This window comes from Jatrophihabitans sp., from assembly GCF_036000465.1.
Lineage (GTDB): Bacteria > Actinomycetota > Actinomycetes > Mycobacteriales > Jatrophihabitantaceae > Jatrophihabitans.
Genome location: NZ_DASYFV010000059.1, coordinates 1 through 22,582, shown reverse-complemented (window position 1 = coordinate 22,582; position 22,582 = coordinate 1). Strand labels below are relative to the sequence as shown.

The window sequence follows — 22,582 nt, the reverse complement described above, 5'->3', positions numbered from 1 at the left end:
TCGGTGGCGGGTCAGAAGGGGGCGCGGACGAGCAGCTCCACGTTGCGGTCGGCGAGCGAGCCGCGCTTGCCGTCGGTGGTGGTCGTCTCGGGGTCGCGTTGCGGGTCGTTGACGGCGAGCTCGCGGGAGAGCGCGGCCAGTTCGAGCGGGGCCGACGGGTTGCTCGGCCAGGTGGTCGGGGCCGCATGGTCGACGATCGTGCCGAAGATCGACAGGGTGCCGTCGCCGTTGTTCACCAGCTCGACGACGCGCGACTGCTCGGGCCAGTCGACGTGGGAGGCGGTGTTGACCTCCCAGAACCCGCCGCCGACGGCCGCACCGGTCGGCCGGGCGTGCGGCGTCACCGAGTTCACGTGCGTGTGCCCGTTGACCCAGGCGATGACGTTGGGGAAGCGCAGCAGCAGCGTGGCCACGGTGTTGCCGTCCACCCGTCCGACGCCGATGGTGTTGCCCATCGTCGCGACCGTGTGGTGGCTGAAGATCACGATCAGCTTGTCCTGACCCGAGCCGGCCACCCAGTTGCCCGACGCGTCGAGCGAGCGCGAGCTGTTGGTCGCCAGCTCCTGGGTCAGCCAGGCGAACTGCGCGGCGTCGAGCGAGCCGTCGGAGTAGCCGTTCGGGTTGACGGTGTCGAGCGAGATGCAGTGCACGCCCGCCTTCTCGAACGAGTAGTAGGCGGTGCCGGCGCTGACGTTCGCGCTCGTGTAGCCGTGCCCGACCGGGGCGCCGGTGGTGGTGAAGTGCTCCGACACGGTCTGGGTGCGGTTGAGCAGGCGGCGCCTCGCGTCGGGGGTCACCAGCTTGACCGGGGCGAGGGAGAGCAGCTGGGTCAGGGCGGCGGGGTCGCCCGCGGCGACGGCCTGCACGAGAGCGGTGACGTCGATGCCGAGCGGCAGTCCGGTCGGCTTGAGCCCCCCGGTGGCGATCGCGTTGAGGGCGGCGTTGCCCGGGACGTTGCCCTCGACGAGGCCGTCGTGGTTGCCGAAGACGCTGTACCACTCGGTACCCAGCCCGGTGGCGGTGAACGGGGCACGGCAGCGGTCGAGCAGGCCGGGCACGGTCGGGTACCCGTACTTGGCGCGGTAGTTGTCGGGCGTGCTCAGCAACGACGTGCCGTCGGGGTGCCAGTAGGCGGTGTCGAGGTCGCTCCTGCCGCCGACCCCCTCCCACGCCGAGGTGCTGCCCGAGTCGGGCCGGATCGACGCGTGGCCGTCGAGCAGGTCGATGTGCCAGCGCAGCTCGTTGTACTGGGTGTTGTCGGCGTTGTCGCCGGTGCTGATGGTGAAGTCGATCGGACGCCCGGTGACCGGGGCTCCGGACAGCGCGTTCAGGGCCTGCACCATCGCCTCGGCGACGTGCGCGGTCAGCATCTCCCACGGCCGGTAGGCCGACGAGAACGGCGCGGTGCTCGCGAGCGGGTTGCCGGGGTCGTTGAAACGGTCGAGGAACTCGACGCGGGCCGGTGACTGCGCGTCGACGATGTGCATGTCGGTCAGGTGGCTGAACGCGACGAGCGGCGTGCGGGTGCCCGAGCCGCGCGCGGCGCCGCCGAGCAGGTCGCCGCGCACGAGCGTCGGCTCGCCCGGGCCGGTGACGATCGGGCGGTAGCCACCTGCCTCGGGCGCGCCGTGCAGCAGCGTGCGGGCCAGCGTCGTGCCGCCGGGCGCGACGGGGTACGTGACGCTCGCGGCCTCGGCGGCCGGGGACCCGAGCACCGAGCCGGCGGCGGCCACGCCGGCGGCGGCCGCGGCGCCGAGCCCGAGCAGGCGGCGGCGGCTGATGCTGCCCGATTCGGTCGAACGGGGCGTCCGGTCGTCGGTCATCCGCGGGGGCCTGCTTTCGCGTCGGGGTCGGCCCGAGCGTGGCACGGGGGCCGGACCCCCGCCATTCGAAACGGGATCAGTCCTCCGCGGGCCGGCGCCGGGCCGCCTTGATCTCCCCGCGGTGCCGTTTCGCGTCGAGCCGGCGCGCGCGGGCTCGACGCGACGGCCGGCTCGCCCGCCGGGTCGGCGACGGCGGCTCGAGCGCCTCCGTGACGTAGTTCGCCAGCCGGGCGCGGGCGGCGGTGCGGTTCTGCAGCTGGGAGCGGTGCTCGGAGGCCGCGATCGACAGCACGCCGTCGACCAGGCGGTGCCCGAGGTGGTCGAGCAGGCGGGCGCGCTGCTCGTCGCTGACCGCCGTCGACGCCGCGACGTCCCAGCGCAGCTCGACCCGGCTGTCGGTGGTGTTCACGCCCTGCCCGCCCGGGCCGGACGAGCGGCTGAACCGCTCGACGAGTTCCGCGTCCGGGATCACCAGCCCGCGGGGCAGGCCGCGGGCGGGACGCAGGACGACATCGGCCACCGTCAGGGGGCGGCCGGTGAGCCCTGCGCGTCGCGCATCCAGGCGACGATCTCGTCCGGGTCGCGGGGCAGGTCACCCGACAGGTTGATCGGCGCGCCGTCGGTGACGACGATGTCGTCCTCGATGCGCACCCCGATACCGCGGAGCTCGGCCGGGACCGAGCGGTCGTTCGGCTGGAAGTACAGGCCGGGCTCGACGGTGAGCACGTGGCCCGCCGCGAGCGTGCCCTCGCGGTAGTTCTCCTGGCGGGCGAGGGCGCAGTCGTGCACGTCGATGCCGAGCATGTGCGACGTGCCGTGCAGGGTCCACCGGCGGTGCAGCCCGGCGCCGGGCGCCTCGACGTCCTCGGCGCACGAGACCTCGGCCGTGACCGGCAGGACGCCCCACGAGTGCAGGTGATCGGCCAGCACGAACATGGCCGCCTTGTGCGCGGCGAGGAAGTCGGCGCCGGCCTTCACCTCGGCGATGCCGGTGGCCTGGGCCTCCTGCACCGCGCGGTAGACCTTGAGCTGCGCCGGCGACCAGACGCCGTCGACCGGCATCGTGCGGGTGACGTCGGCGGTGTAGAGCTCGTCGGTCTCGACGCCCATGTCGGCGAGCAGCAGCGTGCCCGGCTCGATGACGCCGTGGTTGCGCCACCAGTGCAGCGTCGTGGCGTGCGCGCCCGAGCCGACGATCGAGGTGTAGCCGACCTCGTTGCCCTCGAGCCGGGCCCGACGCCAGAACGTGCCTTCGAGCCAGCGCTCGCCGCGCAGGTCGCCCCGCCCGATGACGTGCGGGATCTCGCGGGCGACGTCGGCGAAGCCGCGGGCGGTGATCTCGCAGGCGTGGCGCAGCCGGTCGAGCTCCCAGTCGTCCTTCACCAGGCGCAGCTCGTCGAGCGTCCGGGCGAGATCGGTGTCGTCGGCCTTGGGCAGCAGCGCGTCGACGGCCGGGTCGAGGCCGCGCAGCAGCTTGCCGGCGTCGTCGCGGAAGGCGGCGAGATCACCAGCGAGCGCGGCGAGCGGGCGTGTGCTGATCGCGAGCACGTCGGCGGTGTCGCCCAGGCTGGGCACGTTGCCGACCCAGATCGCCGCGTGCAGGCGGCTGGTGAAGTAGGAGACCTCGCCCGGCTGCGCGTACTCGCGGACGTAGAGCGTGGCGTCGTGGCCGGTGTCCGTCGGCGTCATGACCAGCACGGCGTCCTCGACCGTCTCGCCGGTCAGCCAGGTGAACGAGCTGGACGCGCGGAACGCGAAGTCGGTGTCGTTGGCCCGCGGCCGCAGCCCGCCTGCCGGGATCACGATGAGCTGGCGCGGGTACTTCGCCGACAGCGCGGCGCGGCGGGGCGCGGCGTGCGGCGCGACGTCGGGACGAGCGGGGTGGGGCATGACCGGGGCCGGGTCCCAATCGGCCGCGACCGCCTGGCGCAGATGCTCCGGGAACGGGATGTCGTGCGACTCGGTCTCGTCGGGCTGCGTCTGATCTTCGGCCATGCGCCGATTCTAGGCCCGCCGGGGGCACCCGGGCGCCCGAATCGGCCCGGCCGATGCCCTACCTTGGCGTCATGCATCCCGGTGAGCGCGAGCAGACAGGCGGCGTCCCCGCTGCGACCGACCGGCCCGGCCAGGCGCCGGCCGGGCAGCCGGGGCCGTCGTGGAACGCGCCGGCCGGCGGTTACCCGACCCCGGTCGCAACCCCCCTGCCGCCCGGCCCGGCGGTGCGGCGCGCCCGCACCGGCCAGGTGATCGTGGTGGCGTTCGTGGTCGAGCTGGTGATCACCGCGCTGGTCGGCAACACCGCGATCGCGAAGCACCTGCAGCACTACGTCGAGTCCCACACGAGCACGTTCCCCGGCCGGTTCGTCTACGCGGTACTGAACCTGTCCTGGCGGTTCACGCCGCTCGACAGCGACACCCAGCACATCCTGCTGAGCCAGCTGGCCGGCCTGGCCACGCTGTTCGTCGTCACCGCGCTGATCGTGCTGATCACCGCCCGCGGGCCGGTGCGCTTCGGCCGGGTGTTCGTCACGATCTGGATGGCGGTGCTCACGGCGACCGTGTTCGCCGGCGTCGTGCGTCGCGTCGTCGTCGACGGCTTCGGCCAGCGTGGTGTCGGACGTTTCACCGATGCCGTGTTCAGTCCGTTGAGCAGCTTCGACATCGTGCTCGGCCTGGCGCTCGGACTGGTCGTCGGCGCCGTCGCCGGCGCGGTCGCGACCTCGACGCAGCGGGTGAGCGGCACGGCCATCAACCCGGCCGTGGCCGGCGGGCCGATCCCGAGCTACGGCTCCTTCGACGGTCCGGGCAACCCGCCCGCCCCCGACGCTCCCGCAGCCGAGCCGGACCGGACGACGGTGCTGCCCCGGCACTCCCGCGGCAGCGACGACGACGGGCCTCCCGCCGGCACGGCGAGCGATCAGACGACCCAGCTGCCGCGCCCGCCCGACGAGCGCGGCTGATCCGGGTCAGCCCGCCAGCACCTCGAAGCCCATGCCGGCCTTGCGCAGCCGGTCGAGCAACGCGTCACCCATCGCCGCCGCCGTGGTCACCTGGCCGGCCGTGGCGGGCAGGTCGTCGAAGGCCAGGCTGAGGGCGGATTCGGCCAGCATCTTGGCCGTCTCGTCGTAGCCGGGATCGCCGCCCGAGACGCGGGTGACGACGCGTTCACCGCCGCCCTCGCCGACGAAGGTGACGGTGAACCAGCTCTGCGCCCGCTTCTCGGCCGAGGGCCCGTCGCCTGGCGAGATGCGTCGCAGCAGGGCCCGTTTCGCCGGCGGGATCTGGGCCAGCCCGGCCACCGCGCCGATGCCGAGCGCGGCGCCGGCGGCGGTGTAGAGGTGCGGCAGCGAGGCGAAGTGGGAGTACCGGAAGTCGGGTCCGTACCGCTCGAGGGCGCGGGCCGACCGGGTGACGATCTGCGGGTCGAGGGTGGGCAGCGGCAACGCCCAGCCGCCATCGATCGGGTCGCGGTGCGGGCGGCCGGTCACGGCGGTCGCGCGGCGGTTCGGCGGCCGGGTCTCGGCCGCCTTGCGGTCGCGCGCGGCCGAGAGGTTCTGCCGCGGCCGGGACATCGCGGTGATGGCCGAGTGGAACGTGCCGCCGGAGAACGCGGCCGCGGCCCGCACGTAGCCCGACACCGTCAGCGGCACGCCCTCGGGCAGCTGCTTCACGGTGAAGTACACGCCGAGGTCGTGGGGGATCGAGTCGAACCCGGCGGCGTGGATCAGCCGGGCGCCGGAGTCGAGCGCGGTGCGGTGGTGGCGCACGAAGCTGGTGTTGACGAATTCGGGCTCGCCGGTGAGGTCGAGGTAGTCGGTGCCGGCGGCGGCGCACGCGGCCACCAGCGCGTCGCCGTAGAGGGCGTAGGGACCGACGGTCGTGATGACCACGCGGGCGCGCCGGGCGACCTCCTGCAGCGATGCCGGATCGGTGACGTCGGCGGTGAGCAGGGGGAGGTCGGCCAGCGCCGGGTCGACGGTGGCGAGGTCGGACCGCACGGCGGCGAGCTTGGCCGGGTTGCGCCCGGCCAGGGCCCAGCGGCAGCCGGCCGGGGCGTTACGGGCCAGGTACTCGGCGGTGAGCTTTCCGGCGAAGCCGGTCGCACCGAACACGACGATGTCGAAGTCCCGCTTCGAGCGGGGCGTGGAGCGCGCGGGTCGGGGAGCACGGGGGACCATGCTCAGCGAATCTAGTGGCCGCGGCGGCGCCCGTCCGGTCGAGGTCGCCCGCGTCACGCCGCGGGGGCGCGCTCACGCCGGTTACACGGTCCGAGGGCGCGGGTATCCCGTTGGCGCCGCAAGTTGCGGTCGCTCGGTCCACGTCCGAAAGGGGCCCGTCGTCATGCGCATCGGAGCCAGTCTCTTCCTCATCGCCCTCGGCGCCATCCTCAAGTTCGCCGTGACCGACTCGGTCAACGGCATCAACCTCGGCGTCGTCGGAGTGATCCTCATGATCGTCGGCGTCATCGGCCTGTTGTTCGAGGTCTTCATGTGGGCGCCGCGCCGCCGCACCACCGTCGTGCACCGCGCGCCGGTCGCCCCGGCCAACACCGTCACCTACGTCTCGGACCCGGCCGACCCGGTCAACCGCGCGTACTGAGTCGTTCCGCGGCTCACCGAGCCGTCCCACGCAGGTCCGGTCCTGGTGCCCCCCTACCGGACCTCGGACGTGGGTCGCGAAGGCCGTCCGGCACCCGCCGGGCGGCCTTTGCGCGTTTCCTGGGCCGGTTGCCGAACCTGAGTGTCAGCGCAGGGTCGTGTAGGTGAAGTGCAGCTGGGCGTACTTGACGTCGAAGTCGTTGCGCCCGCGGTAGAGGCTGTCCAGCACGAGCGCGATGAACATCTGCCGCTGCGGGGTGACGTGGCCCGCGGCCGGGATCGTCGCGATCGTGTACCAGCGGTCGAGTCCGCTCGAGATCGTGATGTAGCGCGGCACCTCGAGACCACCGTCGCTGCGCTGGACCGACGCGGTGAGCTCCGACGGGTGCATTCGTGAGTGGCCGTAGGCGCGGATCGCGACGTTGCCGAAGCGGACGGCCGACGGCAGCGTGAACACGTAGTCGGCGAAGGCCAGGTCGTAGCCGTTGTCGGCGCACGCGTTGCTGAGCAGCACGCCGTGCGGGAACGCCGAGCGGGCCGTGCGGGCCGACGCGCAGGCCGGGTCGGTGCCGCCCGCCTCGAGCGCGGCCGCGCCGTTGAGGGTGAGGTCCTGCGCGACCGTCACGAGCCGCCGGGCCGAGACGGTGACGAGGAACTGGGGGGTGTGCACGCTGTTGCCGCCGCTGTCGGTGGCGCGGAACTCCCAGAGGTACCGGCCGGCGGGGACGAAGTGGCCGTGTCGGTCGATGCCGTTCCACGAGATGTAGGTCGGTCCGGCGCCGCGCGAGACGGAGATCGTGCGCACCCAGCTGCCGGCGGGCGTCCGGATGGTCAGCGAGAGCCGGGCCCGGCCGTCGAGGGTGACGTGGGGCGAGAAGAGGTCGCGGAAGCGATCCGGGCGTGGGTAGAACAGCGTCCGGTTCCCGGTGATCGACGTCAGCCGCGGGGCCCGGGTGTCGACGATGCCGACGCGCGACGCCCAGCCACGCAGTTCCGCGCCGTCGACCGAGCGCCGCGACGTGACCGCCAGCGAGTAGCGCCCGTCGGGCAGCGTCCGGCCGCCCGCCGCGCGGGCCCGCCAGACGAAGGTGCGCCGCCCGCTCGTCAGATACCCCAACGGGTTGCGGGCCACAACGCGCCCGTAGCGGTCGATCGTGTCGATGGTGACGTTCTCGGCGTCGGGCAGCGTGAACGTCAGCGTCGCGGCGTCCTGACGGCCGTCGGCGTTCGGGCTGACGGTGATCGGCGACAGCCCGGCGATGCTCGGGTGCAGCGCGACGACCGACACCGGCTGGACCGGCGACGACGGGCTCGCGCACCGGGTGCGCGTCGTGTCGCACAGGCGCAGCTGCAACGAGTGCGCCCCCCGGGTGAGGACGCTGCCGTTGACCGCGAACCCGTAGGGGGCGCGGCTGTCGAAGCCGGCCAGCCGGCCGTCGACGAGCAGCGCGACGCCTCCGCCGCCGGGGTGCGCGCCGCTGACGAGGAAGCGGCCGGTGACGGTGCGGCCGGGCGCCGGCGAGGTCACGACCGGCGCCGAGTTCTCGACCGGGAACGGGGACGCGGCGCTGGTGGCCGCGCACTCGCCGAACTCCGTGCAGTCCAGTGCCTGCAGCGTGTGCGGGCCGTTCGCGTAGCCGAAGGACGGCCAGGTGGCGGTGGCGGTGCCGCCGATCGCGGCAGCCGTGGCGACGAGGTGGCCGTCGACGCGGAACGCCACGCGCGGCGCGGTGGTCCGGGCCGTGAGCCGGATCGCGCCGGCCGTGCCGACGGCGGCGATCGCGGTGGGGCGACTGGTCGGCGGCACGTGGCGCAGCGCGAGTGCGAAGTCGACCTGGCCCGCGCCCAGCCCGAGACCGGTGTACCCGTGCGCCGACGCGACGAGCGCGTGGCGCAGTGCGGCCAGCGACATCGTCGGGTTCTCGGCCCGCAGCAGCGCCGCCTCGCCGGCGACGAGGGGCGACGCGAAGGAGGTGCCGTCGCCCTGGCCGTAGCCGGTCGTGGAGGAGAAGAAGTCCGAGCCGGCCAGCGGCGTCGTCGAGACCAGGTTGACGCCGGGCGCGGCGAGCGTGACCCAGGACCCGTAGGTCGAGAAGTCGGCCCGGGACCGGGCGGTCGTGTCGATCGCGCCGACGGACACGACGCCGGGGTAGGCGCCCGGGTACTGCAGCGTGGAGTCGGCATCGTTGCCCGCCGCCGCGACGACGAGCACGCCCTTGCTCTGTGCGTAGGCGACGGCACTGCGCTCGGCTGCGCTCGCGACCGGGCCGCCGAGGCTGAGGTTGATGACGGAGGCGCCGTGCGCGACCGCCCAACGGATGCCGGCGACCTCGTCGTCGATGGTGATCGAGCCGTCCGGGGCGGCGATCTTGGCGCCGAGGAGGGTGGTGTCGTAACCCGCGCCCGCGATGCCCACGCCGTTGTCCGTCGCGGCGGCGGCCACGCCGGCCACGAAGGTGCCGTGCCCGAGGGTGTCGGTGATGTCGGTGCCGCCGGTGCGGGCGTCGTAGGTCGCGACGACCTTGCCGGCGAGATCGGGGTGGCCGACGTCGATGCCGCTGTCGACGACGGCGATGCGCACCGACGCCGAACCGTGCTGGCGGGACCACGCCGCCGGGGCGGCGATCGCGTCGAGGTACGCGCTCTGGCTGCCGAACCGCGGATCGTCCGGGGTGCCGGAGAAGAAGCGGGGCGCCGACGTCTCGACGCTGGCGACGCCGGGCAGGGCGGCGAGGCGGGCGCGGGTCGCCGCCGCGGCCGAGCGGGTGACCTCGACGGAGAACAGGTGCTGGGCCGGGAAGCGGTGCCGCACCGCGAGGTGCGCGCTGCCGGCGCCGGCGATGGCCGACCGCAGACCGCTGTGGGTGTCCGTGGTGTGCACGAGGAACACGACGTGCGAGCTCTGGGCGACGGCGCGCTGCAGCCGATCAGCGGACACCGGCCCGACCGGGGCGGGCGTGGCCGGGTCGGCCGAGGCGGTGGTCGGGACGAGCAGCGCGCCGACCGACAACGCGGCCACGACAAGCGAACGGACCCGGGCCGGGGGTGTCATGAGGTGAGAACTCCAAGCTCGGACGAACTGTGGCCGCGTCCATGGCACGAAGGCGGACGTGCCCGCCGATCCTGAAACACTGTGATTGGCAAATGTACCGGTTGTCAATCGCCCGTCATGATCATGGAGTGGTCGGCCACCGGCGTCAGAGGGCGGCTCCGGCGAGCACGAGACTGCCGCCGCCCGTCTCGGGGGCGAGCGCGATCGCGACGCCGACGACGAGCACCACGGCCGCCGCCGCGGCGAGTTCGCCGGCGTGCACCTCGAACCAGCTCGGCTCGTCGACCAGCTCCGGGTCGGGCGTCGCGTTCGGCGTGACGGTGACGACCAGTTGATAGCCCGGCTGGCCGGTCACCTTGGCCGGCCCCTGCGCGGTGTCGGCCGGGTAGTCGATGTTGACCTGGCCGGCGAACGTCATCGTGTTCGGCGCGGTGAACTGGACGCTCGTCTGACCGAACTGGTTGCCCCACTGCGAGGCGATGGACGGCTGGCCGCTGACGAACCCGCTGACCTCGACACCCTCCTGCACGCCGTGCAAGGTGCTCTGCGCCGCGACCTTCCACTCGCCGTCGTTGAGGTTGAGCGTGTAGCCCTGCACCGACTGCTGGAACGTCACCTGCACGGTGCCGCTCAGGAAGAGCTGCATGTGCACGACCGCGTTCGGCGTCGCGACCGTCGCCTCGGCCAGCGTGATGTTGGGCAGCGTGTAGGTGAAGGACGGCACGCCGACCCCGGCCGCGGGGTTGGCCGAGCCGCCGGTCGAGGCCGGCTCGGCCGGCGTGTGGTGCTCGCCCTGCCCGTACCCCTGGTTGTCGGTGGCCGACAGCCCGTGCAGCGAGTCCCAGGTCGCGGCCCGCACCACGCCGTCGGCCGGCGAGATCGCGGCCGACTGCTGCAGCGCGATCACGGCCGTGGTCAGCTCCGGCGTGAACGTGCCGTCGTCCTGGCCGTTCCAGAACAGGTGGTGGCGCATGAGCTGCTGCAGGTACAGGACCCACTCGCCGCTCTCGCCCTCCTGGATCTCCGGTTCGCCCGACATGCTCGCGAACCTAGCCGCGGCGACCGGCCCGGCACGCGACCGAGAGGGCAGCCGAAGGGGCAACGCCGCGGGCGGCTGGCAGGGTGGGGTTCATGAACCGGCTCGGCTCCTCGACCTCGCCCTACCTGCGCCAGCACGCCGACAACCCGGTCGACTGGTGGGAGTGGTCGGACGAGGCGTTCGCGTCGGCCCGCGAGCGCGACGTCCCGATCCTGCTGTCGGTCGGCTACGCGGCGTGCCACTGGTACCGGGCACACAACGCCAGCATTGTGAGTGGCTACCTCGAGAACCAGCGGCTCGCCGAAGCAGAGAGCGCACCGGAGCGCTTCTTCATGAACGTTACGTTGGCGCGGGTCCTGTACACGCATGCGCTCGTTGCTGCGCCACGCCTCGCGCTAGGGCGATTCGCCGCCCTCGGCCGCATCCTCGGCGACCCGCGCCTGGGCATGGCCGCGGTATTCCTGTCCCTCGGCCGCGTGCTGCCAGACCGCTATCCGCTCGACAACCAGGTTGAGGCCTATATCGGCGACGAGCACCGTTTCGGCCGCCTGATCGACTACGCCGTAATCTTGCCGCGCCTGCAACGCCTGTACGAGTGGTCGGCCGATGAGCTCGGTGAACCGCGCTTGCGTGGGCTCATTCGTGACGGCAGCCCGATATACGTCTGGCATTTCGAGCAACGACAGGTGTGGCGCTCTGCGCACCTGAGCGTCATCGGACAGATGATCCGGCTTCTTACCGAGGCTCGGTGACCGGCCACGCTGTGAACCCGGCCGAGAGCGTCGATCAACCGTGGCCAAGTGCCCCGGCTTTCAGCTAGGGACCGCTGAACAATCCGCGCGGCTGACCCTGTTGATCTTCGGGTGTCGGGATGATTTTCCGGTGCAGGGGAAATCGCAGCGGCAGCGTGAGTTGCTGGATGTTGAGTCGGTCGCGGGTCATCTGTTGAAGCCGGGCAGTGTGTTCGCTTTCCTGGCCGGGCATCGGCGGCAGTTGTTCCCGGACGTGTTGTTCGAGGATCTGTTCCCGACCGGTCGTGGGCGGCCTTCGGTGCCGGCGGACGTGATGGCCGCGGTGATCACGCTGCAGGCGCTGCACGGTCTGTCGGACAGCGAGACCGTTGAGGCGGTGACCTTCGATCTGCGGTGGAAGGCGGCGTGCGGGTTGCCGGTCACGGCGGCGGCGTTCCACCCGACGACGTTGACGTATTGGCGTCGTCGCCTGGCAGCCAGCGAGCGGCCGAACCGGATTTTCGAGGCGGTCAAGCAGGTCGTGGCCGAAACCGGGGTGCTGGCCGGTAAGACCCGTCGGGCGTTGGACTCCACGGTCCTCGATGATGCGGTCGCCACCCAGGACACCGTGACGCAGCTGATCGCGGCGATCCGCCGGGTCCGCCGCGAGGTCCCCGGGGCGGGCGAAGTGATTGCGGCGCAGTGCCGCGCGCACGACTGCGACGACCCCGGCAAGCCGAAGATCGCGTGGAATGACGAGGCAGCCCGGGCCGACCTGGTCGACGCCCTGGTCGGCGACGCGCACCGGCTGCTCGGGCATCTGCCCGAGCAGGAACTCGACGCGAAAGCCGCCGACGCAGTGGCGCTGCTGGCGCTGATCGCCGGTCAGGACGTCGAGCCGGTCGAGGGATCAGACGGCACCGACGGGCAGTGGCGCATCGCCCAGCGCGTCGCTCCGGACCGGGTGATCTCCACCGTCGATCCCGAGGCGCGGCATGCGCACAAGACGGTGTCGCGGCGCCAAGACGGGTTCAAGGCCCATATCGCGATCGAGCCCGACAGCGGCATCATCACCGACTGCGTCCTGACCAAAGCCAGCGGCCTGGACAGCCACGACGCGGTCGTCGGCCTGGGGCTGCTCGACGGCGAGGACGAACCGCTCGAGGTGCTGGCCGACTCGGCCTACGGCACCGGCGATGCCCGCGCCGCGCTGGCCGAGGCCGGACACAGCGCGGTGATCAAACCCTGGCCGCTGCGCACCCCGGTGCCCGGCGGGTTCAGCATCGACGACTTCACCCTCGAAGACGCCGCGCAGACGATCACCTGCCCGGCCGGGCACACGAAGAAGATCACACCCAGCCGCAGCTTCGGCTTCGGAGTGCTGTGTCGCGGCTGCCCACTGCGCTCGCGCTGCACCACCAGCGCCACCGGCCGCAGCCTGAGCCTGCACGAGCACGAGACGCTGCTACGCGCCGCCCGACGACAAGCCGAGACATCGCAGTTCCAGAGCGTCTATCGACAACACCGGCCCATGGTCGAACGCTCGATCGCCTGGCTCACCCGCGGCAACCGCAAAGTCCGCTACCGCGGCACCGCCAAGAACGACCACTGGCTCCACCACCGCGCCGCCGCCATCAACCTGCGCCGCATGATCACCCTCGGCCTGGGCATCGACCACAACGGCTGGGTTATGGCCTGACCGGCGCCTGCCAGAACCAAAACCAGTCCCGCCACCACGCCTGGGACCAGCCCACCCCGAGCCAGATCCAGACCTGCAACAACAGCCGCACCCGAACCCGATGCACCACTCCGCCCGGCCACACCCACCGAACGCGACTAATTCAGCGGTCTCCTAGCTGACCTCGCCGCGGAAACGGGAGTAGAGCGCTGGGTACTCGATGACGGCTGGTTCGGTTCTCGCCGCGACGAGCGGGCGGGGCTCGGGGACTGGGTGGTGTCCGACGACGTCTGGCCCGACGGACTGGAGCCGATCGTCGACTACGTGAAGTCCAAAGGCATGGAATTCGGTCTTTGGTTCGAGCCGGAGATGGTCAACCCGAACTCCGACCTCTTCCGAAGCCGTCCCCAGTGGACCTTGAGTGTCGGGCAGCGGGCACCGCTGGAATCACGAAACCAACTCGTGCTCGACCTCGGCCGTCCCGAAGTCGTCGACTACCTCTTCGGGCAGATGTCCGCGGTGCTGTCGACCTACCGGATCGATTTCGTCAAGTGGGACCACAATCGCCCGCTCGCCGACGCGGGGTCAGGGCTGCGGAGTGGGGCACCAGGAGTGCATCCCGCGACAGTCGGGTTCTGCCAACTCCTCGATCGGCTGCGGGCGGAGCATCCCTCGGTCCAGTGGAAGAGCTGCGCATCCGGTGGCGGACGGATCGACCTCGGCGTCATCGAGCGAGCGGACCGGTTCTGGACCTCGGACTGTACGGATGCTCTGTCGCGCCAGCGGATACAACGTTGGACGAGCCAACTCGTGCCGTTCGAGTACCTCGGCGCGCACGTGGCGGCGCCGATCAATCATCAGACCGGACGTCGGCTCTCACTGGACTTCCGTTGCGCGACAGCGTTCTTCGGTAGCTTCGGCGTCGAGTGGGACCTCACTCAAGCAAGCGAAGAGGAACGGAACCGGCTGGCCGAATGGATACATGCCTTCAAGAGATACCGCGCCTTGTTGCACTCCGGACAGGCCTTTCGCAACGACGTGCCGGATGAGTCCGCGTACCTCTACGGTGTCGTCTCGGCCGATGGCACGGAGGCAATCACCGCACACGCGCAGCTCGACGAGACGGTGCGGGACATGGTGCCGTGGACAGTCCCTGGGCTCGAGCCAAGACGGCGATACCTAGTGCGGCAGGTCATGCCAACCCTGCGCGCGGGAAATGGTGAAGTCTGGTCATGGCGCGGGGACGGCATCACCCTGTCGGGTGAGACCCTAGCCACCGTCGGGTTGTCCATCCCGCGGCGAGCGCCCCAGACATGCATGATCGCGCACGTCGTGGAGTGGAGTAGCACGCTCCCTCGCGCGGCGCGCTCCTCGAGCACAGATCTGCGTGCCGTCGTCTTGCTCTCGACGAGCACACGTTCGCCATGGCGGGCCATGGCACTCCGCATCCGCCGCCGACGTTCTGGTCGCAGGTACAAATCGAAACTGGTCAACTCGTGTTCCCGTCTACAGCGGCATTGAATTCACCGACTGCGATCAATCCCGGTAGGTAGGCGAGACCGTCGACCGGCAGCGGCGCTTCGAAGCGGAAAGGCGACTCGCGCAAGCGCTAGGCGGGACCCGTCCTGTCTGCAGGTCGCAGGGTGACGAGCAGCCCGATGCGTCCTTCCTGAATCACTTGGTCGCGTTGGTCCAGGAGGGTGAAGCGCCGCGACACGACGCCGGTGTCGCCGCGGCTTGTCAGCCGTGTCGCGAGTATCTCCACGCGGCACCGCACCGTGTCGCCCGCGCATAGGGGACGGACAAAGGTCCAGCTTTCGACTTCGAGTAGCGCGACCGAACACGATTCGAATACCCCGAGCCGAGAGGTCAAGCCCATCGCGACTGAGAGGCCAAGAACGCCGTGGGCGATCCGCTGTCCGAACCGGCCGAGGTGGGCGGACTCGGCATCCGTATGCACGGGATTGGTGTCCCAGCTCCACGCTGCGAAGGTGACGATGTCGGTCTCGGTGACGGTCCGGCCTTGGGACAGGAAGACTTGTCCGGGGAAGAAGTCCTCGAAGTAGTACGGGTCCACTGTCACATCCCACCACGAGCGGCGCGACTCTTGCCCACCCCGCCGGCGTCCAGGCACGGGGCGGCCCGACCGTGACACCGGCGCCGCAAGGTTGCCTCGCAAGATTGGTGTCAACGCCGCTCGAAGTTTGATCCCTATCGATCCGGGTCAGTTTAAGCGGCGCCGACAATTGTGATACCAATGTGACGGTCAGCCTCAGTTCATCGATGTGAGTTTCTATTTGTGGTTAGGGCCGACTCTCCGAGGGCGTCGACTAGGTATCCGCCAATGCCAATCGGCCCACCGACGTCGTCGGGCTCGTGCACAGCATCGGACTGTCCTCGTTCCGGCTTGCGGGTGAACGACCGCAGCACTCACCCAGGAATCGACCGACGGCGCGGAGGGTGATCCTGCCGTCGGAATTTGCATGTAGACGATCGCCCTCGCCGTGCTGACAAGGCCTGACGACACGCCGGAGGAGATCGTCGCGGCGCTGATCGTCATCCCGGACCCGAAGTGGATGACGTACCGCGGCGGCGAACGAGACGTCGCAGACTGGCCGCACACCTCGTTGAGGCGGAATTGGTCCGGCGCAACACGGAAGCGAACAGATGGTTCGGTCTTCCTTGTCTGCAGGAAGGGCTTCTCGAGTCGCCCTGGGGTAGCGTCAACCGCGCGCGCTCGCATGTAGCAGCCGCAGGATTCACGAAGTTGTTCGCAGCCCGAGCAGCTGGCTCCTTCGGCGGTCGACCTCCTGTTGTAGCGCACCGAGGTACAACTGTGCCGCTCGCCGCCGCCGTGCTCGAGGGGCCAGCAAGGCGACGTAATGCAGAGGCACCGAAACCTCGTCCGGCAACAGCCGCGTCAGACAAGCCTCGCGGTCGGCGAGGTAGGCGGGCAGCAGTCCGATTCCGCTGCCAGCCTTGGTTGCCGCGAAATGGGCGAAGACGTTCGTCGAGGCAAAGCCGAGCGTACAGTCGGCAAACTCGCGCTGGATCACCTGCAGAGGGCCCACAGACATAAGCGGCTCGATATAAAAGATCATGCGATGTGCCGGCAGTTCAGCGCGAGAGGCCGGCCGGCCGTGACGGGTGAGGTACTCGTCCGATGCATAGATGCCAAGGCGGTATTCGCCAAGGCAGACCGTGCCCTCGGGTGGCGGCCCAGGGGCGATCACGCTTATTTCGACGTCGGCGCCGGTCGTTCCCAGGAGTGGGCGGGTGGCTGTCACGAACTCGACCGCGAGCTCGGGATGCTGACTCTGCATCTGTGCAAGGACGGGAGCCGCGATGTCGACGCCGAAGGCGTCGACCGAACTCACCTGCAGCAGGCCGCGAAGCTGCGCCGAGCCAGTCGAGCGGACGCTGCGGTCACGTACGTCGGCCAAGGCTTGCTCAATGCGCTCCGCAGCTTCGAGGATTTCACGGCCCAGATCCGTGAGCCGGCACCCATGTGCCGAGCGGATGACCACCGCGCCACCCAGCTCCTGCTCCAGTGCATTTAGCCGGCGAGACACCGTCGAATGATCGACTCCGAGCGCGCTCGCCGCCCCCAAGAGGGTTCCGCAGCGACTGACCTCTAGCAGCACCACAGTGTCATCGGCCCGCAAGACCATGATCGCCCTCCCGGCCCTTCGACGCAGATGCGAGTTGTGCACTTCTGCAGAATGAGCATGCCGAAGTGAGCCTGGTCACCGCACACCCACCTGACCAAGATGTTACTCAGGATGGTTTGCCGGTGACAGAGACGACGCTGAGCATGCCTGGCGACCCGCTCTCACTGCAAAGGAAGATTATGCAAATCGCGTGGATTGGCCTCGGGAACATGGGCGGCCCAATGGCCGTCAACCTGGTGCTGGCGGGACACGTCGTTCGTGGCGTTGACTTGGATGCTGCGCTGGCTCAGAAGGCCGCATCCCGGGGAGTCGCGGCCGTCGACACAATCGAGCAGGCCGTTGTCGACGCGGACGTCGTATTCACGATGCTGCCGCGTGGCGAGCATGTGAAGGCGGTGCTCACTGGCCCGGATGGTGTTCTTGCCCATGCGACCGCCGATGCGCTCATTGTGGACAGCTCCACGATTTCCACGCACCTGGCCCGTGAACTTCACGAGGCTGTCCGGGAGACGGGACGCCGCTTTCTCGACGCCCCGGTGTCTGGCGGGGTGAGTGGGGCGGTCGCCGGCACACTGACATATATGGTCGGCGGCCGAGCCGACGACCTTCAGTCCGCGCGCCCCTACTTGGACATCCTCGCAGCCCGCGTCGTACACGCCGGCAAACCGGGTAGCGGTCAGGCAGCCAAGGTTGTCAACAACATGATGGCAGGCGTCAATCTCGTCGGGATGTGCGAAGGAGCGGTCCTGGCCCAGCGTCTCGGTCTGGACCCGAACGTGTTTCACTCAATCGCCACTATGTCGTCCGCGGACTCGTGGATGGTGCGCAACTGGTACCCGATCAAAAGTGTCGTCGAAACTGCGGGCGTCAACCGCGACTTCGTCGGAGGGTTCTCAGTTGCGCTAATGCACAAGGACCTGGGGCTGGCTGTCGACGCCGGGTCTGAGACCGGCACTCCGTTGGAGTTCGCGATGCGCGCGCGCGATGCGATGGCCGCGCTCATTGACGCCGGTCTAGCCGACCGCGATTGCACGGTTTTCGTCAAAGTCATCGACGGTAGCCTCCCCCCACCGATCGCCGACCTCGCCAGCACGAGTCATTGAGACCGCGAGGTCGGCCGGGGGGCACGGATCGCGAGCCGACTGCGGTCGCCATCGTTGGCCGCTGGGCAATTCCGACGGGGAGCATCGACGTCTCATCCGGTGCGGGGACCGGACCGGGGTATACCGGCGAAGGACTCGGCATGATCATCGTCCACAGGATCGCGGGCTTGACGGCCCTGCACCTCAGGCCGGCGGTTATCCGGCGGCGCCAACGAGGTCACCCCTGCTCTGCCGCAGGAACGCCAGGCGTTCGGCGCGAGATGAAGTGATCATGCGAGGCCTTCCCGGTCGCCGCATGGCCGCAAAGTTGAACACAACGCAGGATCTCGAGGAGGACCGGTGAACATTCCATTCCCCGATGACGAGCGCGTCGTCGAACTATCGTCGCACTACGGCTTCGGGGTGAGCGCCGCCGACGTCACGGAATATGCGGCAGCTATCGCCGTTTCCCTATCTTCTTTCGACCACGTTGAGCGCCTTCACCAGCGCATCGCACCAACACCTCCTAGCCGGGCCTACCAGCTCCCAGACGATCGGAGCAGGGGTTGGGCAGTCACTACCGACATAACAGAAATAGCCGAAGGCCAGCTACACGGGCGGACGACAGCTGTCAAGGACAACGTCGCCGTTGCGGGCGTCCCCATGGAGAACGGGTCTGCCGCCGTCGCCGGGTTCATTCCTAGCCGCGATGCGACGGTCGTTCGGCGGCTCCTGAATGCCGGTGCGACGATCACCGGCAAGTCCGTTTGCGAGGACCTGTGCTTTTCGGGCGCAAGCTTCACCTCCTGGCGGGAGCCGGTCTGCAATCCGTGGGATCGGACGCGCGACGCGGGCGGGTCCTCGAGCGGCTCTGCGGCGCTGGTTGCGGGCGGCGAGGTCGACCTGGCCGTCGGTGGCGATCAGGGCGGCTCGATCCGCATACCCGCGTCCTTCTGCGGAATCGTTGGCCACAAGCCCACGCACGGCCTGGTCCCCTACACAGGTGCCTTTCCGATCGAGTCGACCATCGACCACCTCGGACCGATGACCCGTACAGTTGCCGACACCGCGCTCATGCTCGGTGTCCTTGCCGGACCGGACGGATTCGATCCCCGCCAACCCAGCCACCTGCAGCCGGTGGACTACGTGGCGGAGCTATCAAAGCCGGTAGCGGGACTGCGCATCGGGGTGCTCCGCGAAGGCTTCGCGAGCCCGGGCTCGATGGTCGGGGTGGACAACATCGTTCGGGCCGTGGTCGAGCGCCTCGCTAGCCGTGGCCTCCCGACGGAGGAGGTATCGGTCCCATGGCACCTCGACGCCAAGCATGTCTGGGACGTCATCGCCACCGAGGGAACGACCTTCCAGATGCTCGACGGGAACGGCTACGGCATGAACAGCTGGGGTCTCTACGACGATGAGCTGATCGCGCATTTCGCTCGAGAGCGGCTCGAACGCGCCGCCTCACTATCCACCACCGTAAAGGTCACCGCGATGACGGGACGCTACAGCTTCGAGACCGGGTGCGGCACCTATTACGCCAAGGCGCGGAACCTTGCCTATGAGGTGCGTGCCGCCTACGACGCGGCCCTGGTGAATCACGACGTACTGGTCATGCCGACCACCCCATTCACCGCGCGGGAGTTGCCTGTCGTCGCCGACCTGTCGGTCGCTGAGTACCTCGAATGCGCTTTGAGCATGCTGACCAATACCGCCGCGTTCGACGTCACGGGTCATCCGGCCATCAGCGTGCCGGCTGGGTTGCTTGACGGTCTGCCGGTCGGCATGATGATCGTGGGCAGACGGTTCGATGACGCAACGGTCCTGCGCGTCGCGCACGCCGTCGAGCAGTTGGCGGGGGAATTTCCGCGGCCGACAGTGGACCTGAACGTAGCCGCATGGTCGGCCAGCAGTGATCGTTGAGATACCGGCCGGACGTAGATGCCCGGTACTGCGGAGGTGTCCGAAATCTCCGAGCGACACGAGTTGCTAACTGTCCGTCGACGCAGTCGCCGAGCATCGCTTACGGCATGCGCGGCATCCTCAGCGGCAGGGTACGGCGCGAATGCCGCTCGCCGGCGCAGTTCATAGTGGCGGGATGGGTCAGAGGCTGACGGAACGCGAGCGCGTCGCCGTCATCCTGGTGAGAGTGGTGCCTGCGCCGATGTGCTGGGTGCGGGTCCACTCCGTGCGGCGGCGGAGGGTTCGGCTCGACGTGGTGCGTGCGCGGCACAACTGGCAGTCGCGCTCGAGCAGGTTGTCGCCGAGGGGCGGGGCGTCGTTTACCTGCCGGATGGTGAGCCGTCGGCGCATGAGTCTGCTCGCCAAGATCGCGGCGTACGGCCTGGAGAACTGGTGTTAACGGTCGCGGCGCGCACCGGCAGGTAGCGCTGGCGCCCGATCCGCCCCAGGCCGTGATTTGGCCCGCAGATTCTCACCGGTGTGGGGCGGTTACCGGGCCATAAATGGTCTCGCGTGCCAACGGCGGTCGGTGCGCGGCGGGGTTCGAGGCCGTATCGGCTGGGCTCGTAGATGTGCCTGCCGAATTCGACCGCTCGTGCGAGCTCGCCGTACGTGGAGCGTTGAGTAGTTATCACCGCCAGGATTGGCCTTGCGAGCGCTCTGCATCGCTCGCAGTGGCTGACCGGCGCGCCGATCACTTCACGGCCAATTGCAAGGTTCCGCCCGCGCGACGAAGTCGGTGGTGCCGGCCGACGGCGTAGAGCGAGCGCTCGTCGAAGGTCCACGAGATGAGCGGCAGGAGGTTGGTCATGACCGCGATGTGGAACTCACAGGCCGAGCGGAGTCAGCCGAGCCGGCACACCGAGCTCGGAGCGCATGTGATCGGCGATCGACCAGCCCACGATCCGGCGGCTGAACACGTCGAGCACGGCGGCGCAGTAGACCTTGCCCTCCCGCGTGGGGTGTTCGGTGATGTCGGTGCACCAAAATCGGTCCGGGGCGTCGGCGACGAAGCGGCGCTGCACGAGGTCGTCGTGCACCGCCGGCGCCGGCCGGTGCCGGCGGTGCGGGCCGCGCAGACGCCGGTGATGCTGAGTAGGCGCATCAGGCGGGCGATCCGCTTGCCGCCGACCCGCAGCCCGCGGTCGAGCCGAAGCTCGAACCCGACCCGCGGCGCGTCGTAGGTCTGGCGGGAAGCTGCGTGGATGTCGCGGATCTCGTTGGCCAGATACGCGTCCTCGAGATCACGCTGCGACGGACCTCGATCTTGCCACTCGTAATAGCCCGAGCGGGAGACGTTCAGGACCCGGCAGGTCACCGCGACGTCGAAGCCGTCGGCGGCACGCTCCTGGACCGCGGCCGGAACCCTATTTTGGGAGCACGTTCTCCCGCGTGAAATAGGCCGACGCCCGCTTGAGGATCTCGTTCTCCATCTCCAAGACCCGGGTGCGGCGACGCAGCTCGACCAGCTCCTTGCGCTCGTCGCTGGTCAGAGCGTCCTTGCGCCCGGCATCGACATCATCGCGACGCACCCAACTGCGCAGACACGACTCCCTGATCCCGAGATCCCGCGCGATCTGCGGCAGCGTCTGCTCACCGCGACGGACCAACTCCACAGCACGAAGCCGGAACTCCGGCGGCTTGGGAGCATGCATCTGACGGACTCCTCTCCAAGGCGATCATCGCCTCAGAACAGCTGTCCGGCAAAGCGGGTCAGGCTCCTTCACTCGTCTACGTCGATTCACGATGCCTCGCGCGGTAGACGCACCTAGTTTGCGCAGAGGAGGACCTCTTCGGTGATCAGGAAGCCGGTGCCGTTTGACCAGCAGTCCGTGCTATCGCGATGCAGCCGCCCGGACGGCTGCGGCGAAGGCGGCCGGCTCCTTAACATGGGCGAAGTGATCCATGCCGTCCAAGTAGGTGATCGATGCCGTCGGGAGGACGTCGACGAGTGCCTGAGCTGACGCGTAGAGGAACGGCGTCGTCTCGGTGCCCGCGATCAGGTGAGCCGCGGCGTTGATTGACGCGTAGTGCGTCAGGTCAGCGCCGAGGTTGTCGATCTGCTCCAGTTCGCGAGTCCATGTGGGGCTGAGCTCTACCAGGGTGGCCCACAGCGGCGCCTCTCGAAGCGCGGGGATTTGGTCGGGAGGTACCCGCACAATATTGATTACTGCGTATTCGATAGCGGCATCGTATTCGCCCGCCGCAATTAGTTCGCGGTAGGTATGAAGCCCTTCGCCCGCGACCGGGCCATCGACCGCGAGCGGAGGCTCGAAGAGCAGGAGCGTGCCCTCGACACGGCCGGTCTCCGCGTACGCGAGCGCACACAAGGCGCCATAAGAGTGACCCATGAGGTGGGCGCCAGGACCCGCAACTGCCATCACGGCGGCAATATCGGCGGCCTCGGTCGACAGGTCGTACTCGATAGCGTCACCGCTGCGGCCGTGGCCACGCCTATCCATTACTAGGCATGTGAAGTATGGCGCCAAGTGTTCGGTTGCCGGAATCCAGTCGTCTGACAAGGCGACGCTGCCGTGCGTGATGACAAGCGCGGGGCCGACGCCGCGACGGAAGTAGGCGATCTCCGTGCCGTCGGCGGAGGTTGTGGACTCCAGGGAGATGTCTTGCAGCATGGCGAAAGCTCCTGTGTTCGCTGGGACGGATGGGGCTTAGGACGAACGCACCTGACGCGCTACGGGATGAACTGCTCATTGGTGGTTGGGTTCTTCAAGAGGTTGCACTTCTCCATTTCGAACGCCGGCTTCACATCCGGGATGGTCTCGATAACCTTGAAACCATTCTTCCCGTTGGTCTGAGCGATGCTGACCGACTGTACGGCGTGGTGACTGCCGGGGTCGATCGTGACCGAACCGCCGGGGCCGTCGAATGAGACGCCGCCTGCTTCAAGCACCTTCGTAACTGCCGCGCGGTCAGTAGTCCCTGCCTTCT

The 22,582-nt window shown here is 69.4% G+C and carries 16 protein-coding genes and 4 pseudogenes; 7 read left to right on the top strand and 13 right to left on the bottom strand.

What is annotated here, in order from left to right:
* Positions 1–11 precede the first annotated feature (11 nt).
* From VGN18_RS17490 to VGN18_RS17480, 3 genes are all read right to left on the bottom strand, one after another.
* Positions 12–1,823 carry a TIGR03767 family metallophosphoesterase gene (locus VGN18_RS17490; protein ID WP_327541000.1) on the bottom strand — a complete coding sequence of 604 codons (1,812 nt, stop codon included), beginning with the start codon at positions 1,821–1,823 and terminating at the stop codon, positions 12–14.
* A 76-nt stretch (positions 1,824–1,899) separates the two neighbouring features.
* Positions 1,900–2,343 carry an alternative ribosome rescue aminoacyl-tRNA hydrolase ArfB gene (arfB, locus tag VGN18_RS17485; RefSeq protein WP_327540999.1) on the bottom strand — a complete coding sequence of 148 codons (444 nt, stop codon included), beginning with the start codon at positions 2,341–2,343 and terminating at the stop codon, positions 1,900–1,902.
* Between the two features lie 2 nt (positions 2,344–2,345).
* Entirely contained in the window at positions 2,346–3,818 is a 1,473-nt protein-coding gene (locus tag VGN18_RS17480) for an aminopeptidase P N-terminal domain-containing protein (RefSeq protein ID WP_327540998.1), read from the bottom strand.
* 71 nt (positions 3,819–3,889) lie between these two features.
* On the opposite strand from VGN18_RS17480, the gene VGN18_RS17475 reads away from it, so the two are divergent.
* Positions 3,890–4,783, top strand: a complete 894-nt coding sequence (locus VGN18_RS17475) for a hypothetical protein (RefSeq protein WP_327540997.1) — start codon at positions 3,890–3,892, stop codon at positions 4,781–4,783.
* A gap of 6 nt (positions 4,784–4,789) precedes the next feature.
* Here the strand turns inward: VGN18_RS17475 and VGN18_RS17470 are convergent, their stop codons facing one another.
* Positions 4,790–6,001, bottom strand: a complete 1,212-nt coding sequence (locus VGN18_RS17470; RefSeq protein WP_327540996.1) for a saccharopine dehydrogenase family protein — start codon at positions 5,999–6,001, stop codon at positions 4,790–4,792.
* 163 nt (positions 6,002–6,164) lie between these two features.
* Between VGN18_RS17470 and VGN18_RS17465 the strand changes: the two genes are divergently transcribed.
* Positions 6,165–6,422: a DUF6458 family protein gene (locus VGN18_RS17465; protein ID WP_327540995.1), complete on the top strand. Its 258-nt coding sequence runs from the start codon at positions 6,165–6,167 to the stop codon at positions 6,420–6,422.
* A 144-nt stretch (positions 6,423–6,566) separates the two neighbouring features.
* Here the strand turns inward: VGN18_RS17465 and VGN18_RS17460 are convergent, their stop codons facing one another.
* Together VGN18_RS17460 and VGN18_RS17455 are read right to left on the bottom strand one after the other, a co-directional pair.
* Positions 6,567–9,440 (bottom strand): S8 family serine peptidase, encoded by a 2,874-nt coding sequence (locus VGN18_RS17460; RefSeq protein WP_327540994.1) that lies wholly within the window; start codon positions 9,438–9,440, stop codon positions 6,567–6,569.
* Between the two features lie 178 nt (positions 9,441–9,618).
* Positions 9,619–10,512: a peptidoglycan-binding domain-containing protein gene (locus VGN18_RS17455; RefSeq protein WP_327540993.1), complete on the bottom strand. Its 894-nt coding sequence runs from the start codon at positions 10,510–10,512 to the stop codon at positions 9,619–9,621.
* A gap of 92 nt (positions 10,513–10,604) precedes the next feature.
* On the opposite strand from VGN18_RS17455, the pseudogene VGN18_RS21135 reads away from it, so the two are divergent.
* The 3 genes and pseudogenes from VGN18_RS21135 to VGN18_RS17440 all read left to right on the top strand — a co-directional run.
* Positions 10,605–10,757 (top strand): annotated as a pseudogene (locus tag VGN18_RS21135) (DUF255 domain-containing protein); the annotation flags it as partial.
* 637 nt (positions 10,758–11,394) lie between these two features.
* Entirely contained in the window at positions 11,395–12,942 is a 1,548-nt protein-coding gene (locus VGN18_RS17445) for an IS1182 family transposase (RefSeq protein ID WP_327540991.1), read from the top strand.
* A gap of 165 nt (positions 12,943–13,107) precedes the next feature.
* Positions 13,108–14,442: pseudogene (locus VGN18_RS17440) on the top strand (alpha-galactosidase); the annotation flags it as partial.
* Positions 14,443–14,530: 88 nt separating this feature from the next.
* Here VGN18_RS17440 and VGN18_RS17435 read toward each other — a convergent pair.
* Positions 14,531–14,998, bottom strand: coding sequence for a MaoC/PaaZ C-terminal domain-containing protein (locus VGN18_RS17435; protein WP_327540990.1), 468 nt, complete (start codon positions 14,996–14,998; stop codon positions 14,531–14,533).
* 682 nt (positions 14,999–15,680) lie between these two features.
* Positions 15,681–16,592 carry a LysR family transcriptional regulator gene (locus tag VGN18_RS17430; protein ID WP_327540989.1) on the bottom strand — a complete coding sequence of 304 codons (912 nt, stop codon included), beginning with the start codon at positions 16,590–16,592 and terminating at the stop codon, positions 15,681–15,683.
* A 122-nt stretch (positions 16,593–16,714) separates the two neighbouring features.
* On the opposite strand from VGN18_RS17430, the gene mmsB reads away from it, so the two are divergent.
* The gene (gene mmsB, locus VGN18_RS17425) at positions 16,715–17,695 is read left to right on the top strand and encodes a 3-hydroxyisobutyrate dehydrogenase (RefSeq protein ID WP_327540988.1); all 981 of its coding nucleotides are present in this window, start codon (positions 16,715–16,717) and stop codon (positions 17,693–17,695) included.
* A gap of 339 nt (positions 17,696–18,034) precedes the next feature.
* Positions 18,035–19,594 (top strand): amidase, encoded by a 1,560-nt coding sequence (locus VGN18_RS17420; protein WP_327540987.1) that lies wholly within the window; start codon positions 18,035–18,037, stop codon positions 19,592–19,594.
* 866 nt (positions 19,595–20,460) lie between these two features.
* On the opposite strand, the gene VGN18_RS17415 is transcribed toward VGN18_RS17420, so the two are convergent.
* The 5 genes and pseudogenes from VGN18_RS17415 to VGN18_RS17400 all read right to left on the bottom strand — a co-directional run.
* On the bottom strand, positions 20,461–20,673 hold the full coding sequence (locus tag VGN18_RS17415; protein ID WP_327540986.1) for a DDE-type integrase/transposase/recombinase: 213 nt from the start codon (positions 20,671–20,673) through the stop codon (positions 20,461–20,463).
* A 44-nt stretch (positions 20,674–20,717) separates the two neighbouring features.
* A pseudogene (locus VGN18_RS21225) lies at positions 20,718–20,951 on the bottom strand (IS3 family transposase); the annotation flags it as partial.
* 49 nt (positions 20,952–21,000) lie between these two features.
* Positions 21,001–21,288 (bottom strand): transposase, encoded by a 288-nt coding sequence (locus VGN18_RS17410; protein ID WP_327540985.1) that lies wholly within the window; start codon positions 21,286–21,288, stop codon positions 21,001–21,003.
* 180 nt (positions 21,289–21,468) lie between these two features.
* Positions 21,469–22,266, bottom strand: a complete 798-nt coding sequence (locus VGN18_RS17405) for an alpha/beta hydrolase (RefSeq protein ID WP_327540984.1) — start codon at positions 22,264–22,266, stop codon at positions 21,469–21,471.
* A 59-nt stretch (positions 22,267–22,325) separates the two neighbouring features.
* Positions 22,326–22,582, bottom strand: a pseudogene (locus VGN18_RS17400) (ABC transporter substrate-binding protein); the annotation flags it as partial.

Bases quoted from the DNA above. Each gene is read 5' to 3' on its own strand.
- VGN18_RS17490 (WP_327541000.1), bottom strand. From the start codon at position 1,823: ATGACCGACGACCGGACGCCCCGTTCGACCGAATCGGGCAGCATCAGC.
- VGN18_RS17480 (WP_327540998.1), bottom strand. From the start codon at position 3,818: ATGGCCGAAGATCAGACGCAGCCCGACGAGACCGAGTCGCACGACATC.
- VGN18_RS17475 (WP_327540997.1), top strand. From the start codon at position 3,890: ATGCATCCCGGTGAGCGCGAGCAGACAGGCGGCGTCCCCGCTGCGACC.
- VGN18_RS17470 (WP_327540996.1), bottom strand. From the start codon at position 6,001: ATGGTCCCCCGTGCTCCCCGACCCGCGCGCTCCACGCCCCGCTCGAAG.
- VGN18_RS17465 (WP_327540995.1), top strand. From the start codon at position 6,165: ATGCGCATCGGAGCCAGTCTCTTCCTCATCGCCCTCGGCGCCATCCTC.
- VGN18_RS17455 (WP_327540993.1), bottom strand. From the start codon at position 10,512: ATGTCGGGCGAACCGGAGATCCAGGAGGGCGAGAGCGGCGAGTGGGTC.
- VGN18_RS17430 (WP_327540989.1), bottom strand. From the start codon at position 16,592: ATGGTCTTGCGGGCCGATGACACTGTGGTGCTGCTAGAGGTCAGTCGC.
- VGN18_RS17410 (WP_327540985.1), bottom strand. From the start codon at position 21,288: ATGCATGCTCCCAAGCCGCCGGAGTTCCGGCTTCGTGCTGTGGAGTTG.
- VGN18_RS17405 (WP_327540984.1), bottom strand. From the start codon at position 22,266: ATGCTGCAAGACATCTCCCTGGAGTCCACAACCTCCGCCGACGGCACG.